We start from the raw sequence: 15692 nt of genomic DNA, 5'->3' as shown, positions 1-15692 counted from the left end.
AGCGTGTGTCCTGCGCCAGCCGGCGTTCAGGCCAGGAATACCCATGAACCACTTCAGGCGACTGTTACCAGGCATCGTCGCGGGCATCGCGCTCGGTGCAGCCATGTCGGCACACGGCAAACCCGCGAACGAGGCCCCCATGATGGAAAGCGTGCAGCACCTCAAGGACTACCAGGTCGTCGAATTCCGCCGCTACGTCACCGCAGACGGCGAGCTGGCGCACTTCGTCAAGTACTTCGACGCGTATTTCCCGGAGGCCTTCGAGCAGCTGGGCGCGATGGTGTTCGGCCAGTTCACCGAGCGCGGGCGACCGAACCGCTTCACCTGGCTGCGCGGCTTCCACGACATCAATGCACGCCCGATCGTCAATGCGGCGTTCTACTACGGGCCGCTGTGGAAGGAACACCGGATCAAGGTCAACGCGATCCTGCCGGACAGCGACAACGTGATGCTGCTGCGCCCGCTGCATCCGGAACACGGCATCAGCGTGCTGCCGGCGGTCGATCCGGTGACCGAGGAACGCGGCGCGCAGGGCATCGTGGTGGCGCAGATCTTCGCGGTGAAGAAAGGCAGCGAGGAGGCCTTCGCGAAACAGGCCGAGGCCGCGTTCGACGCCTACCGCATCGAGGGCGTGCACCCGGCCGGCGTGCTGGTGTCGCTGGATGTGCCAAACAACTTCCCGCAGTTGCCGATACGCACCGACGGTCCGTTCCTGGTCTGGCTGGGCGTGCTCCGGGACGAGGCCACGCTGGAGCGCCGGCTCGCGCCACTCCTGACGTCCGCCGAACGATCGCTGACGGCGGGCGGCCTCCTGCGCGGCGCGCCGGAACGCGTGGTGATGGACCCGACCCCACGCTCGCGCCTGCGCTGGCTTGCCGGCGCGGGCGCCGGGGTTTCACCATGAACCACGTCGAGCAACTGTGGCTGTTCTTCGCACTGGTCTTCGGCATCATGGTGCTGCCCGGCCTGGACATGGCCTTCGTGCTGGGCAGCACGCTGGCGGGCGGACGCCGCCGCGGCTTCGCCGCACTGGCCGGCATCGTCGCCGGCGGCGTGTGCCATGTCGTGATGACCGCGTTGGGCATCAGCGTGCTGCTGAAATGGATCCCCGGCGCATTCAACGCGCTGCTGCTGGCCGGCGCGCTGTACATCGCCTGGATCGGCCTCTCGCTGATGCGCAGCGACGCCGCGCCGACGATGCGGCCGGATGCCCCACGGCGCTCGCACGCGGCGACGTTCCGCCAGGGCGTGCTGACCTGCCTGCTCAACCCCAAGGCCTACCTGTTCATGCTGGCAATCTTCCCGCAGTTCCTGCGCCCGGAGCATGGCCCGATCGCAATGCAGGCGCTGGTGCTGTGGCTGATCATCGCGCTCAACCAGCTGTGCGTGTACGGCGGACTGGCACTGATCGCCGACCGCGCCCGCGCATGGCTGCAAGGCAAGCCGAAGGCCGGAATGCTGGCGACCCGTTGCGTGGGCGCCTTGCTGATCGCCGCGGCCATGTTCACCGGGTTCGAGGGATGGCGCGGCGCGTAAGCCGGCGCGCCATTCGCTGCCGACACCGCGCTCAGCGGTTGCTGACCCCATGCGGCACGTGCCCGGTCGCCACGTGCTTGCGCGCGGACTCCACGTTCGCCGGCGAGTCGTCGAAGAAAATGTCGGCGCCGAACGCGTCGAGGAACGGGCCCTTGTCGCGGCCGCCGAGGAACAGCGCCTCGTCGATGCGCACGCCCCAGCGGCGCAAGGTGAGGATCACGCGTTTGTGCGCGGGCGCGGAACGGGCGGTGACCAAGGCAGTGCGGATCGGCGAGTCCTCGGCCGGAAACGCGGTCTGCAGGTGATGCAGCGCGGTGAGGAAGCCGCGGAACGGGCCCACCGACAACGGTTCGGCGGCGTGTTCGGTTTCGCTGCGATGGAAGGCTTCCAGGCCTTCCTCGCGCGATACCCGTTCGCCCTCATCACCGAAGATCACGGCGTCGCCGTCGAACGCGATGCGCAGTTGCTCGCTCATGCGCGGCGGCGCGGTGCTGGGCAGGATCGTCGCCGCGGCCACGCCGGCGGCCAGCGCGCGGCCGACGTCCTCGGCGTTGGCCGAGAGGAACAGGTCGGCCTTGAACGGCGCGATGTAGTCGGACGTCGGCGCACCGCTGGTGAACGCGGCGCGGCTGATTTCCAGGCCGTAATGCTGGATCGCGTTGAAGATGCGCAGGCCGGTGTCGCCGGAATTGCGCGACAGCAGGATCACCTCGACCGGCGGCACGTCACCGGCCAGCTTGTTGAGGCCCAGCAGCTTCTGCACCAGCGGGAACGCCACGCCGGGCTGAAGGATGTCGTTTTCGTGATCGATCTGGAACGAGCGGTAAGCGTCGAGCCCGTCGCGTTCGAACAGCGCGTGGCTGTCGCCGAGGTCGAACAGCGCGCGCGAGGAGATGGCGACGACCAGGCGGTTGTCGGTGGTGGATACGGGATCGTGGACGGTTGGCTGGCTCATGCCGCGAATCTACCGCAAAGGGCGAGGAGTGAGTGCAGAGGAGTGAGGAGTGAGAGCGAGCAACAGCGGAGTCGGCCTTCTCTCACTTCTCACTCCTCTCCACTCACCTCTCATTCCGCGGCGAACTGCTCGTCCAGGATGCGCTGCTCCAGGTTGTGCTCCGGGTCGAACAGCAGGCGCACGCCGCGTCCTTCGGCCTGGCGCACGACCACCTCGCGCACGTCGCGCACTTCATGGAAATCGGCGGTGGCGCTGACCGGACGCTTGCCCGGATCGAGAATGCGCAGCGTGACCTGGGTGCGGTGCGGCAGGATTGCGCCACGCCAGCGGCGCGGGCGGAACGGGCTGATCGGGGTGAGCGCGAGCACGTTCGCATCCAGCGGCAGGATCGGCCCGTGCGCGGACAGGTTGTACGCAGTGGAGCCGGCCGGCGTGGCGACCATGATGCCGTCGCAGACCAGGTTGGGCAGCTTCACCGTCTCGTTGAGTTTCACTTCCAGGTGCGCGGCCTGATTGCTCTGGCGCAACAACGACACCTCGTTGAACGCCTGCGCCTGATGGCTGGCGCCATCCGCATCGGTGACCAGCATCTCCAGCGGATGCAGCTCCGCCGCGTGCGCGCGCGCCACCCGCTCGGGCAGGCCATCGAGCTTGTGCTTGTTCATCAGGAAGCCGACCCGCCCCAGCTTCATGCCATACACCGGCACGTCCAGCGCGTGGTGCAGGTGCAAGGTGCGCAGCATGAAACCATCGCCACCCAGCGCCACGATCAGCTCCGCCTCGACCGCCGGCACGTCACCGTACCGCTCCACCAGCTTGCGCCTCGCCTGCTGGGCGACACTGGTGTCACTGGCGACGAAGGCGATGCGCATGGGAGGCCGGGAATAGGGAATAGGGAGTCGGAAGAGCCGGCAAGCCGACCGTTCCGATCATCCCTGCAACGCGCGCATCAGATCAAGCCTGCTCGCCGCCGCCTTTGCCATTCCCTATTCCCTATTCCCTACTCCCTATTCCCTGCCCTCAACCCACCGGCACCTGTGCCAGCTGGGCCAGACGACGGACGGCGACCGAGGCGATCGGGTAGTCCGCGTTCTGGGTGAGGATTTCCGCCAGCATGTTGCGGGTGTGCTGCAAGGTGGCGTCGTCGCGTTGCAGCCAGGCCTGCACCGGCGAGAGGTCGCCAGTGGCGCCGGCCATGCCGAGCACCTGCAGCGCCAACGCACGATGCTGGTGGCTCAGTTCGTCGAGCAGCGAGCCGCGTGCCTGCGCATGCCAGTGACCTTCCACCGGCAAAGCCTCGATCTGGCCGCGCAGCCACTCGAGATCCAGCACTTCGCCCAGTTCGAAGAACACCCGCGCCACCTTTTCCATCGGCTGCCCGCTCTGCTGCACGACTTCGACCATGTCCAGCGCGGCGCGCAGGTCCGGCATGCGGGCCAGTCGCTGGCCGAGCTCGGCCGGCATGCCCAGGCCTTCCCATTTCTCCTGGGTGCAGGCGAAGTCGCCCTTGCCGGTGGGCGTGAGCACCTCGGGCAGTACCTGGCGCAGGGCGGAAACGCCCGTCTGATAGCGCGCCACGTTTTCGGCAATGTCGAGCGAGCCGCCGGGGCGGTTGAGCAGCCAGCGCGTCATGTGGCGCAGCAGCGACCAGATCTGCTTGACCGCGTCGACCTGGGTGTCCTCGGCCACCTTGCTGTCCAGCGCCTCGATCTGCGCCCACAACTGGCGCGCGTCGAGGATCTCGCGCGCCGCGGTGTACGCCTTGGCGATCGCCTCGGGGCCTTTGCCGGTGTCCTCCTGCATGCGCATCATGAACGTCGCGCCCATGCGGTTGAGCGTGGAGTTGGTCACCGCGGTGGCGATGATCTCGCGCTTCAGGCGATGGCGCTGCATGTGCTCGGCGTACTTCTCGTGCAGCGGCGCGGGGAAGTAGCGCACCAGCTCCTTGGACAGGTACGGGTCTTCCGGCACGTCGGAGTCCAGCAGTTGCTGGAACAGCCGCATCTTGTCGTAGGACAGCAGCACGGCAAGCTCCGGCCGGGTCAGGCCCAGGCCGCGGCTCTTGCGCTCGGCCAGTTCGGCCTCGGACGGCAGGTTCTCCACCTGGCGGTCCAGCGTGCCCTCGTTTTCCAGCGTCTTGATGAAGTGCGCCATCGAACCGATGCGGCCGATCGACTGGTGCTCCATCAACGTGATCGCCTGGTTCTGCCGGTAGTTGTCCCACAGCACCAGCTCGGCCACTTCGTCGGTCATCGACGCCAGTTGCTCGTTGCGGGCATCGAAACTCAGCTCGCCGCGCTGCACGGCGTCGTTGAGCAGGATCTTGATGTTGACCTCGTGGTCGGAGGTGTCCACGCCGGCGGAGTTGTCGATGAAGTCGGTGTTGAGCAGCACGCCCTTCTGCGCCGCCTCGATGCGGCCTTTCTGGGTCATGCCCAGGTTGCCGCCCTCGCCGATGATCTTCGCGCGCACCTCGGCGCCATCGATGCGCAGGCCGTTGTTGGCACGGTCGCGCACGTCGGCGTGGGTTTCGCTGCTGGCCTTGATGTAGGTACCGATGCCGCCGTTCCAGAGCAGGTCGACCGGCGCCTTGAGCACCGCGCTGAGCAGATCGTTCGGCGCCAGGTGCTCCACGTCGGGCTTCAGGCCCAGCGCGACGCGCACCTCGGGCGAGATCGGGATCGACTTGGCGCTGCGCGGGTAGACGCCGCCGCCGGCGGAGATCAGCGACTTGTCGTAGTCGTCCCAGCTCGAGCGCGGCACGTCGAACATGCGCTTGCGCTCGACGAACGAACGGGCCGCGTCGGGGTTCGGGTCGAGGAACACGTGGCGATGGTCGAACGCGGCCAGCAGCCGGATGTGCTCGGACAGCAGCATGCCGTTGCCGAACACGTCGCCGGACATGTCGCCGATGCCGACGCAGGTGAAATCCTCGTTCTGGCAATCGCGGCCGAGTGCGCGGAAGTGGCGCTTGACCGACTCCCACGCACCGCGCGCGGTGATGCCCATGCCCTTGTGGTCGTAGCCGTGCGAACCGCCGGAGGCGAACGCGTCGCCCAGCCAGTAGTTGTGCTCGATCGAGATGGCATTGGCGATGTCGGAGAACTTCGCGGTGCCCTTGTCGGCGGCGACCACCAGGTAGGGATCGTCCGCGTCATGGCGCACCACGTCGTGCGGGTGCACCACCTTGCCCTCGACCAGGTTGTCGGTGATGTCGAGCAGGCCGTTGATGAAGAGCTTGTAGCAGGCGATGCCCTCGGCCAGCACCGCGTCGCGGTCGCCGTCGGGGGATTTCTTGACGAAGAAGCCGCCCTTGGAGCCGACCGGCACGATCACCGTGTTCTTCACCATCTGCGCCTTGACCAGGCCCAGCACCTCGGTGCGGAAATCCTCGCGGCGATCGGACCAGCGCAGGCCGCCGCGCGCCACCGCGCCGAAGCGCAGGTGGATGCCTTCCACGCGCGGGGCGCACACCCAGATCTCGCGGTACGGCACCGGCTTGGGCAGCTCGGCGACCTGGTGCGAGTCGATCTTGTAGCTGATGTAGTCGCGGTACGCGCCTTCCCACTGCTGGAAGAAGCTGGTGCGCAGGGTGGCGCGGATCAGGCCCACGAAGCTGCGCAGGATGCGGTCCTCGTCGAGGCTGGCCACGTTCTCCAGCAGCACGCCGATGGCAGCTTCCACGACCTTGACCTGCTCGGCGCGCGGACGCGCCAGCGCGGCGCCCAGCTCGTCGATCAGGCCGGGCTGCGCGGCCTGCACGTTGGCCGGGATCAGCGTGCGCATCTCCACCGCCAGGGTGGCCCCGGCGATCTTCAGCTCGTCGGGCGAGAGCGCCTCGCGACGCGGGTCGAACTTGGCCAGGAACAGCTCCACCAGCAAGCCGGCGATCGCCGGATAGCGGTTGAGCGTCTCCTCCATGTACGCCTGCGAGAAGGTCACGCCGGTCTGCAGCAGATACTTGCTGTAGCCGCGCAGCATCGCCACCTGGCGCCAATCGAGCTTGGCGCCGAGCACCAGCCGGTTGAAGCCGTCGTTCTCCGCGGCGCCGCGCCAGACATGCTCGAACGCATCCTCGAACAGCGCGCCGACCTGCTCCACGCTGAAGGCGAGCTTGCCGGTGGGCTGCACGTCGAAATCCTGGATCGACAACGGCGTGTCGCCGGGTATCTCGTAGACATGCTCGGTGAGCACGCGCAAGCCGAGGTTCTCCAGCTGCGGCAGGACCTCGGACAGCGAGATGTCGCTGCCGTTGCGGTACACCTTGAAGCGCAGCGACTCGGGGTTCTGCGGCGGGTGGTAGAACGACATGCGGATGCCGTGCTCGCCGCTCAGCTGCGACAACTCGTGGATGTCTTCCGCGGCCACCGCCGGGCTGACGTCCTCGACGTAGCCGGCCGGCAGCGCGCGGGCGTAGCGGTTGGCCAGCACCACGCCCTCGTGTTCGCCGCGCAGGCGCACCAGCGCGTCGCGCACCTCGTCGTGCCAGTTGCGCACGATCGCGGCCACGGCGTGCTCCAGTTCGGCGACGTCGCAGGCAGGCTGGTCGCCGATCTTCGGCCGCATCACGATGGTCAGCCGCGCCAGCGCCGACTCGCCCATCTCCACCGAGGAATCGCTCTGCACCGCGTGCAGCGCCATGCCCAGCGTGGCTTCAATGCGTTCGCGCACCGAAGTGTTGAAGCGGTCGCGCGGCACGAACACCATGCAGGTGAAGAACCGCCCGTAGCGGTCGCGGCGCACGAACAGCCGCGTGCGTGCGCGCTGGCGCAGTTCGAGAATGCCCATCGAGGTGTTGAACAGCTCCTCCTCGGTGCCCTGCAGCAGCTCCTCGCGCGGCAGCGTTTCCAGGATGTGGCGCAGCGACTTGCCGGAGTACGAATCGCGCTTGAGGCCCGAGCGGGCCAGCACCGCCTCGACCTTGTGCCGCACCAGCGGTACCTCCTGCGGGCGCGCCATGTAGGCGCTGGAGGTGAACAGGCCCAGGAAGCGCTGCTCGGCGACCGCGCGGCCATCAGGCCCGAACTGCAGCACGCCGATGTAGTCCATGTAGCCGGGGCGATGCACGTGCGAGCGCGCGTTGGTCTTGGTCAGGATGATCGCGTCGGTGGCGCCGGATTGCGGCAGCTCGCTGGCGGCCAGGGTGCGCAATGAGCGCGGGGCCAGCGAGCGGTCGGTCTTGCGCAGGATGCCCAGGCCCGAGGCTTCGCGCGAACGCAGCACGCGGTCGCCGTCGGCATCGACCACCTCGTATTCGCGGTAGCCGAGGAAGGTGAAGTTGTCCTCCGCCAGCCAGCGCATGAAGGCAGCCGCCTCCTTCGCCGAGGCTTCGTCCAGCGGGATCTTGCGCTGCGGCAGCTCGGCGGCGACCGCCAGCGCCTGCTCGCGCATCGCGCTCCAGTCGTTGACCGCGGCGCGCACGTCTTCCAGCGCCGCCTCGACCTGCGCCTTCAACTGCTCCTGCTCGGCGGCGTCGGCCGGGCGGTCGATCTCGAAATGCATCACCGACTCGGCGTGACCCTGTTTGCCGCCCAGCTCCTGCAGCGCGCCGGCGGCGTCGCGCGAGACGGTCAGCACCGGGTGGATCACCGCGTGGATCTGCAGGTTGGTCGACACCACCATGCTCACCGTGTCGATCAGGAACGGCATGTCGTCGGTGACCACCTGCAGCAGGCTGCGCCCGGCGTGGAGGTCCGCGGGGCTCAGCACGCGCACCGCGGCGCGACCGGCCGGGCGCTGCTGCATGAACTCCAGCAGGCTGCCGACCAGCGCCGCCCACTGCACCGGCGTGTGCAGCTGGACATCGCTGCCGGCGACCCGTGCGAAGAAGGCGGTGCAGAACACCTCGGCCTGGGTCAGGCGCTGGGGCGACATGCCGCTCTTTTTCAGCTCGGCGAGCACTACGGACGGGAGGGAGGGGTCATTTGCCGCAAGGGTCGCATTCATGGCATCTGCTGTTAGTTGGACGGAGGTGGGAAGGGCCGCGATAAATCCTCGGAAGGATACGCCGCGGCACCTCCCGAATCCACCCGCGCGCGGGGCGGGGCGAACGTCTGCGAGGCGCCGCACGCGGCGCGGATGATCCGCCGCGCAGCGCTGCCCGCGCGGATGTCGAACAATGTGTCGAACGGCGTGTCGAACGGCGCGTGGCGCGGCGGCGGATATTCATCGACCGCTGCCTCCGACCATGCGAGGTTGCGCGCGCGACCCGCGCTGGAAACGACGCCGCCGGAAAATGTATACTGCGCAGTCCAGTTTGTACGTTGTGACATCTCCGAAGCGCCGCCACGGCGGCGTTTCGGGCGCCACCGGCAACACCCGATGCGCGGCGGAAACGGATTCCCGCGCGGCGCATGCGACGCCCCTCCCCACACCCCGAACAAGAAAGAGAACCGGAGTCCCCATGAAGCCTTCGTCACTGCGCTCGCCGCTGCTGGGCCTGTGCCTGCTGGTATTGGCCGGTTGCGGCAAGAGCACCGGCAACGGTCCGCCGCAAATGCCGCCGCCCGAGGTGGGCGTGGTCACGGTGCAACCGCAGAACTCGCCGCTGACCCGCGACCTGGTCGGGCGCCTTTCCGCCTATCGCAGCGCCGACGTGCGCGCGCGGGTGGCCGGCGTGCTGCTCAAGCGCGATTACGAGGAAGGCACCGACGTCACGCGCGGCCAGTTGCTGTTCCAGATCGACCCGGCGCCGCTGCAGGCCGAGTTGAACGCGGCCAAGGCTTCGCTGGCGCAGGCCCAGGCCAGCTGGACCAACAACAAGGTCACCGCGCAGCGCGTGCGCGAACTGGCGCCCAAGGGCTACGTGTCCAAGGCCGACCTCGACAACGCGCTGGCCGCCGAGCGCAGCAGCGCCGCGGCCGTGCAGGCCGCGCGCGCCAACGTGGAGACCGCGCGCATCAACCTGGGCTACGCCAACGTCACCGCGCCGATCGCCGGCCGCGCCGGGCAGCAGCAGGTGACCGAGGGCGCGCTGGTGGGCAGCGGCGCGGCCACCTTGCTCACCACGGTCGAGCAGATCGACCCGCTGTACGTGAACTTCACGCTCAGCGTGGAATCGCTGGAGAACATGCGCCAGGCGCAGAGCGAGGGCAACGTCACCCTGGCCGGCCAGAACAAGGCCAGCGTGCGCATCACCCTGCCCGACGGCAGCACCTACGCCGAGCCGGGCACGGTCGATTTCTCCGCCGCCACGGTCAACCCGGCGACCGGCTCGGTGGACTTGCGCGCCACCATCCCCAACCCGAAGCACAAGCTGCTGCCGGGCATGTACGTGACCTTGCAGGCCAACCTGGGCCAGCGCCACAAGGTGTTCGTGCTGCCGCAGCAGGCGGTGCAGCGCGACACCACCGGCGCCTACGTGATGACCGTGGGTGCGGACAACAAGGTCGTGCGCAAGGACGTCACCACGGCCGACATGCGCGACGGCGACTGGGTAATCAGCGGCGGCCTGAAGGCCGGCGACAAGGTGGTGGTTTCCGGCATCCAGAACGTGAAGGAAGGCGAGCCGGCCAAGCCGAGTCCCTGGCACCGCGATGCGCCGGCCGGCGCGACGTCCACGGCGCCGGCGGGCGGCGCTTCCGCGAACGGCCAGTAACGGAGCGCCGACATGCCCAACTTCTTCATCGACCGCCCTGTCTTCGCCTGGGTGGTCGCCATCCTGATTTCGCTCGGTGGCGTGCTGGCCATCCTCAACCTGGGCGTGGAATCCTACCCGGACATCGCGCCGCCGTCGGTCACGGTCAGCGCCAGCTACCCCGGCGCCAGCGCCGACACCACCGAGAAAACGGTCACCCAGGTCATCGAGCAGCAGCTGACCGGCATCGACCACCTGCTGTATTTCAGCTCCTCGTCCAGCGCCAGCGGTCGCGCCAGCATCACGCTGACCTTCGAGAGCGGTACCGACCCCGACATCGCCCAGGTGCAGGTGCAGAACAAGGTGGCGCTGGCCACACCGCGACTGCCTTCCGAAGTGACCCAGCAGGGCGTGGTGGTGGCCAAGGCCAACGCCGGCTTCCTGATGGTGGTGGCGCTGCAATCGACCAACCCGGGCATCGACCGCGACCGCCTCAACGACATCGTCGGCTCGCAGGTGCTCGACCAGATTTCGCGCGTGCCGGGCGTGGGCAGCACGCGGCAGTTCGGCTCCGAGTACGCCATGCGCATCTGGCTCAACCCGGACAAGCTGCACGGCTACAATCTGTCGGCCAGCCAGGTGCTCGCCGCCGTGCGCTCGCAGAACGTGCAGTTCGCCGCCGGCGCGCTGGGCGCGGACCCGGCCATCCCCGGCCAGGGTTTCAGCGCCACGGTGTCGACCGAAGGCCGTTTCACCACGCCGCAGCAGTTCGCCGGGATCATCCTGCGCACCAACACCGACGGCACCACCGTCACCCTGGGCGACGTGGCGCGGATCAGCTTCGGGCCCGGCAACTACGGTTTCGATACCCAGTACGACGGCAAGCCGATCGGCGCCTTCGCGATCCAGCTGCTGCCTGGCGCCAACGCACTCAACGTGGCCACCGCGGTGCGCGCCAAGATGGATGAGCTGGCGCCCAGCTTCCCGCCGGGCGTGACCTGGTTCAGCCCGTACGACAGCACTACCTTCGTGACCATCTCGATCAACGAGGTGGTGCACACGCTGATCGAGGCGATCGTGCTGGTGTTCCTGGTGATGCTGCTGTTCCTGCAGAACTTCCGCGCCACCATCATCCCCACCCTGGTGATTCCGGTGGCCTTGCTCGGCACCTTCCTCGGCATGCTGGTGCTCGGCTTCACCATCAACCAGCTGACCCTGTTCGGCATGGTGCTGGCGATCGGCATCGTGGTCGACGACGCGATCGTGGTGATCGAGAACGTCGAACGCATCATGACCGAGGAGGGTCTCTCGCCGAAGGATGCCACGCGCAAGGCGATGGGCCAGATCACCGGCGCGGTGGTGGCGATCACCGTGGTGCTGGCGGCGGTGTTCGTGCCCTCGTCGCTGCAGCCCGGCGCCTCCGGCATCATCTACAAGCAGTTCGCGCTGACCATCGCGCTGTCGATGGGCTTCTCCGCCTTCCTCGCGCTGAGCTTCACGCCGGCGCTGTGCGCCAGCTTCCTGCAGCCGGAGCACGAGAAGAAGAAGAACGTCGTCTATCGCAAGTTCAACCGGCTGTTCGACTGGACCACACACACCTATACCCGCCACGTGGGCGTCGCGATCGGCCACGCGCCGCGGTGGATGCTGGCGTTCGTGGTGGTCGCGCTGCTCGGCGGCTTCCTCTACACGCGCCTGCCCGGCAGTTTCCTGCCGGAGGAAGACCAGGGCTACGCGATGTCGGTGATCCAGCTGCCGCCGGGCGCAACCAAGCAGCGCACCACCGAGGTCATGACGCAGATGCGCGACATCCTGCGCAAGGACCCCGCGGTGGACGGGGTGATGCAGGTCACCGGCTTCAGCTTCATCGGCTCCGGCGAGAACGCCGGCATGGCCTTCATCAAGCTCAAGGACTGGGCCGACCGCGATGTCGGCGCCAGCGAGTTCATCCAGCGCGCCAACCGCAAGCTGCACCAGATCCGCGATGCGCGCATCTTCGTGATCAACATCCCCACCGTGCAGGGGCTGGGCCAGTTCGGCGGCTTCGACATGTACCTGCAGGACCGCAGCGGTGCCGGTCGCGACGCCCTGACCGCGGCACGCAACACCCTGATCGGCAAGGCCAACCAGGACAGCAAGCTGGCCGGCGTGCGTCCGAACGAGCTGGAGGAAGCACCGCAGCTGCACCTGCAGGTGGATCGCGTGCAGGCGCAGTCGATGGGCCTGTCGATCGGCGACATCTACAACGCGATCGGGCTGATGCTGGCGCCGGTGTACGTCAACGACTTTACCTATGGCGGGCGCATCAAGCGCGTGATCATGCAGGCCGACGCGCCCTACCGCATGGGCCCGGATGCGCTGCAGCACATCTTCACGCCCAGCTCCAAGCTGGCCGGCGACGGCACCGCGCAGATGATCCCGCTGGCCAACGTGGTGCACTCGACGTGGGACGTGTCATCGCCCTCGCTGACCCGCTACAACGGCTACTCGGCGGTCGAGGTCGTCGGCTCGCCGGCGCCCGGGCACGCCTCGGGCGAGGCAATGAGCGAGATGGAACGGATCATCCGCAACGACCTGCCCAAGGGCTTCGGCTACGACTGGACCGGGCAGTCGTACCAGGAGATCCTCTCCGGCAACGCGGCTACCCTGCTGATGGTGCTGTCGATCTTCATCGTGTTCCTGGCGCTGGCCGCGCTGTACGAAAGCTGGTCGATCCCCGTCTCGGTGCTGCTGATCGTGCCGCTGGCGTTCCTGGGCGCGGTGGTGTTCACCCTGCTGCGCGGCCTTCCCAACGACATCTACTTCAAGATCGGCCTGATCACGGTAATCGGCCTGGCCGCGAAAAACGCGATCCTGATCGTGGAATTCGCGGTGGCCGAGCAGCAGGCCGGACGCAGCCTGCGCGAGGCCACGGTCGACGCAGCCCGCCTGCGCCTGCGCCCGATCCTGATGACCTCGCTGGCCTTCATCCTCGGCGTGTTCCCGCTGCTCGTCTCCTCCGGCGCCGGCGCCAACGCACGCCACGCCATCGGCACCGGCGTGATCGGCGGCATGCTGTTCGCCACCTTCCTCGGCGTGCTGCTGATCCCGGTGTTCTACGTGGTGGTGCGTCGCCTGCTCGGCGACAAGCTCGATGGCCACGACCACCCGGGCATCCAGGGGCCACACACCTTCGACTCCGATCCGCAGCGGGGGCTTTGAAGCCGGGAATAGGGAATCGAGAATAGGGAATCGGAAAAGCACGCCCCGCAAGCCCCTGACAAAAACGCCCCGGTATCAGCCGGGGCGTTTTTTGTTTCCCTTGAGAGCGGCGGAGCCTCAATCAACCGGATTGCGCCTGCCGCATGCTCGTCCGATTCCCCATTCCCCATTCCCTATTCCCTATTCCCGATTCCCTGCCTCACCGCAATCCCGTCTCCGCCCGTGCAATCACCAGCCGCTGGATCTCGCTGGTGCCTTCGTAGATCTCGGTGATCTTGGCGTCGCGGAAGTAGCGTTCCAGCGACATTTCCTTCGAATAGCCCATGCCGCCGTGGATCTGCACGGCCTGGTGGGCGATCCACATCGCCGCTTCGGAGGCAGTGAGCTTGGCCACCGCAGCCTCGGTACCGAAGCGACCGCCGTGCTTTTCGGCCTCGCCCTTGGTCCACGCGGCACGCAGGGTGAGCAGCGTGGCCGCATCGAGCTTGCACTTCATGTCGGCAATCTTGGACTGGGTCATCTGGAAGGTGCCGATCGGCTGGCCGAATGCCTTGCGGTCGCGCGACCACTGCAGCGTGGCTTCGTACGCGGCGCGGGCAATGCCGACCGCCTGCGAGGCGATGCCGATGCGTCCGGCATCGAGCACGCCCATCGCGATCGAGAAGCCCTTGCCCTCCTCGCCCAGCAAATTGGCTTTTGGCAACACGTAATCGGTGAACTCGATCTCGCACGTGGCCGAGGCGCGGATGCCGAGCTTGGGCTCGGTCTTGCCGGCGTGGAAGCCGGGCAGCCGGGTATCGACGATGAAGGCCGACACCCCCTTGGCGCCGATGCCCGGCGTGGTGATCGCGAACAGCACGATGTAGCGCGCCACCGGGCCGGAGGTGATCCAGCTCTTCTTGCCGTTGATCACCCAGTCGCCGTTGGCGTTCCTGGTGGCGCGGGTATGCATGGCCGAGGCGTCGGAGCCCGATTGCGGCTCGGTCAGCGCATAGGCACCGATCGCCTCGCCGGTGGCGATGGCGCGCACGTACTGCTGTTTCTGCTCCTCGGTGCCATGCTTGAGGATGCCGTTGCAGAACAGCGAATTGTTCACCGACATGACCGTCGAAGTGGCCGCGTCGGCGGCAGCGATCTCGATCATCGCCAGCACGTAGGCGATCGGGTCCATGCCGGCACCGCCGTACGCCTCAGGCACCTCGATGCCCATCAGTCCGAGCCGGCCCATCTCGCGGATGTTCTCCAGCGGAAACTCGCCCTTCGCGTCCAGCTCGGCCGCCACCGGCGCGATGCGCTTGTGCGCGAAATCACGGGCGATCGACTGGATCGACAACTGGTCTTCGGTAAAACGGAAATCCACGGGTGGGCTCCTTGAGGCAATCGAGCCGCCGATTTTAGCGGCAAATGGCCGATCGGCCCCGCGCAGCCCGCTTGACGCATGGCAAAGCCCGGCCTAGCCTATACATCTTTATATCGCGATACAGGGATAATCATGGACTTGGCCACCGCGTCCAGCGTGTTGCGCCTGCTCGCCGACCCCACCCGCGTGCGCCTGCTGGCCCTGCTGGAGAACGAGGAGCTGACCGTGGCCGAACTGGCCGCGGTGCTGCATCTGGCGCAGCCACGGGTATCCACGCATCTGGCCAAGCTCAAGGAAGCCGGCCTGGTGCGCGACCGCCGCGCCGGCGTCTCGGCTTATTACCGCGCCAACAACGAGGGCGACGAGGCGCAGCACGCGTTGGTGGTTTCGCTGCGCGCCAGCATCGACGACGCCCTGTTGCGCGAGGACACCGCACGACTGCCCGGCGTGCTGGCCAACCGCGCCCGCGAGGAAGGCTGGGCCGACACCGTCGCCGGCGACATGGAGCGCCATTACTCGCCCGGCCGCACCTGGGAAACGCTGGCGCGCTCGCTGCTGCAGCTGCTGGGCACCGGCGACGTGCTCGACATCGCCTCCGGCGACGGCATCACCGCCGAGCTGCTGGCGCCGCATGCGCACTCGATCGTCTGCGTCGATTCCAGCGAGCGCGTGGTCGAGGCCGCCGCGAAACGACTGAAGTCGTTCGCCAACGTGCGCGTGATCCAGGGCGACATGCACGCGCTGGAGCTGGGCGAGCAGCGCTTCGATCTGGTGCTGATGCTGCACGCGCTGACCTACGCCGAACACCCCGCCAAGGCGGTGGCCGAGGCCGCCCGCCTGCTGCGCCCCGGCGGCCGCTTGCTGGCCGTGACGCTGGGCCAGCACGACCACCGCGCCGCGGTCGAGCCGTTCGACCACCGCAATCTCGGTTTCCGCATCGAGCAACTCGAAGGCTACGCGCGCAGCGCCGGGCTCGACGTGCTCAGCGGCAACCGGCTCAGCCGCGAGCGCAAGGCGCCGCATTTCGAAGTCATCAGCCTGCTGGCGCGCAAGCGCGCCTGACC

At 67.8% G+C, this 15692-nt stretch carries 9 protein-coding genes; 5 read left to right on the top strand and 4 right to left on the bottom strand.

Annotation, left to right across the window (positions count from 1 at the left end):
- Nucleotides 1-43 precede the first annotated feature (43 nt).
- Nucleotides 44-904, top strand: coding sequence for an NIPSNAP family protein (locus ACVCMB_RS01095; RefSeq protein WP_447105915.1), 861 nt, complete (start codon nucleotides 44-46; stop codon nucleotides 902-904).
- On the top strand, nucleotides 901-1536 hold the full coding sequence (locus ACVCMB_RS01090; RefSeq protein WP_447105914.1) for a LysE family translocator: 636 nt from the start codon (nucleotides 901-903) through the stop codon (nucleotides 1534-1536). Before ACVCMB_RS01095 ends, ACVCMB_RS01090 begins: the two co-directional genes overlap by 4 nt.
- Nucleotides 1537-1567: 31 nt before the next feature.
- On the opposite strand, the gene ACVCMB_RS01085 is transcribed toward ACVCMB_RS01090, so the two are convergent.
- From ACVCMB_RS01085 to ACVCMB_RS01075, 3 genes are all read right to left on the bottom strand, one after another.
- Nucleotides 1568-2491: a 5'-nucleotidase gene (locus tag ACVCMB_RS01085; RefSeq protein ID WP_447105913.1), complete on the bottom strand. Its 924-nt coding sequence runs from the start codon at nucleotides 2489-2491 to the stop codon at nucleotides 1568-1570.
- 110 nt (nucleotides 2492-2601) lie between these two features.
- Complete coding sequence (locus ACVCMB_RS01080) at nucleotides 2602-3363, bottom strand: NAD kinase (protein WP_447099217.1); 762 nt, start codon at nucleotides 3361-3363, stop codon at nucleotides 2602-2604.
- A 148-nt stretch (nucleotides 3364-3511) separates the two neighbouring features.
- The gene (locus ACVCMB_RS01075) at nucleotides 3512-8437 is read right to left on the bottom strand and encodes an NAD-glutamate dehydrogenase (protein ID WP_447105912.1); all 4926 of its coding nucleotides are present in this window, start codon (nucleotides 8435-8437) and stop codon (nucleotides 3512-3514) included.
- Between the two features lie 457 nt (nucleotides 8438-8894).
- Here ACVCMB_RS01075 and ACVCMB_RS01070 point away from each other — a divergent pair, with 457 nt between their 5' ends.
- Both ACVCMB_RS01070 and ACVCMB_RS01065 read left to right on the top strand, forming a co-directional pair.
- Entirely contained in the window at nucleotides 8895-10088 is a 1194-nt protein-coding gene (locus tag ACVCMB_RS01070) for an efflux RND transporter periplasmic adaptor subunit (protein WP_447100580.1), read from the top strand.
- A gap of 12 nt (nucleotides 10089-10100) precedes the next feature.
- A complete protein-coding gene (locus ACVCMB_RS01065) occupies nucleotides 10101-13268 on the top strand; it encodes a multidrug efflux RND transporter permease subunit (RefSeq protein ID WP_447100581.1) in 3168 nt (1055 codons plus the stop codon).
- A 199-nt stretch (nucleotides 13269-13467) separates the two neighbouring features.
- On the opposite strand, the gene ACVCMB_RS01060 is transcribed toward ACVCMB_RS01065, so the two are convergent.
- Nucleotides 13468-14661, bottom strand: a complete 1194-nt coding sequence (locus ACVCMB_RS01060) for an acyl-CoA dehydrogenase family protein (RefSeq protein ID WP_395121363.1) — start codon at nucleotides 14659-14661, stop codon at nucleotides 13468-13470.
- A 99-nt stretch (nucleotides 14662-14760) separates the two neighbouring features.
- Between ACVCMB_RS01060 and ACVCMB_RS01055 the strand changes: the two genes are divergently transcribed.
- A complete protein-coding gene (locus ACVCMB_RS01055) occupies nucleotides 14761-15690 on the top strand; it encodes an ArsR/SmtB family transcription factor (RefSeq protein WP_447099221.1) in 930 nt (309 codons plus the stop codon).
- The last annotated feature ends 2 nt before the right edge of the window (nucleotides 15691-15692 follow it).

It is taken from the genome of Rhodanobacter sp. UC4443_H10 (assembly GCF_052978325.1).
The sequence above is the reverse complement of the archived record's forward strand: the minus strand, read 5'-3'. Positions and strand labels throughout refer to the sequence as shown.

Coding starts and splice junctions, on each gene's coding strand:
- ACVCMB_RS01095 (WP_447105915.1), top strand. CDS start 44: ATGAACCACTTCAGGCGACTGTTACCAGGCATCGTCGCGGGCATCGCG.
- ACVCMB_RS01085 (WP_447105913.1), bottom strand. CDS start 2,491: ATGAGCCAGCCAACCGTCCACGATCCCGTATCCACCACCGACAACCGC.
- ACVCMB_RS01090 (WP_447105914.1), top strand. CDS start 901: ATGAACCACGTCGAGCAACTGTGGCTGTTCTTCGCACTGGTCTTCGGC.
- ACVCMB_RS01065 (WP_447100581.1), top strand. CDS start 10,101: ATGCCCAACTTCTTCATCGACCGCCCTGTCTTCGCCTGGGTGGTCGCC.
- ACVCMB_RS01070 (WP_447100580.1), top strand. CDS start 8,895: ATGAAGCCTTCGTCACTGCGCTCGCCGCTGCTGGGCCTGTGCCTGCTG.
- ACVCMB_RS01075 (WP_447105912.1), bottom strand. CDS start 8,437: ATGAATGCGACCCTTGCGGCAAATGACCCCTCCCTCCCGTCCGTAGTG.
- ACVCMB_RS01080 (WP_447099217.1), bottom strand. CDS start 3,363: ATGCGCATCGCCTTCGTCGCCAGTGACACCAGTGTCGCCCAGCAGGCG.
- ACVCMB_RS01055 (WP_447099221.1), top strand. CDS start 14,761: ATGGACTTGGCCACCGCGTCCAGCGTGTTGCGCCTGCTCGCCGACCCC.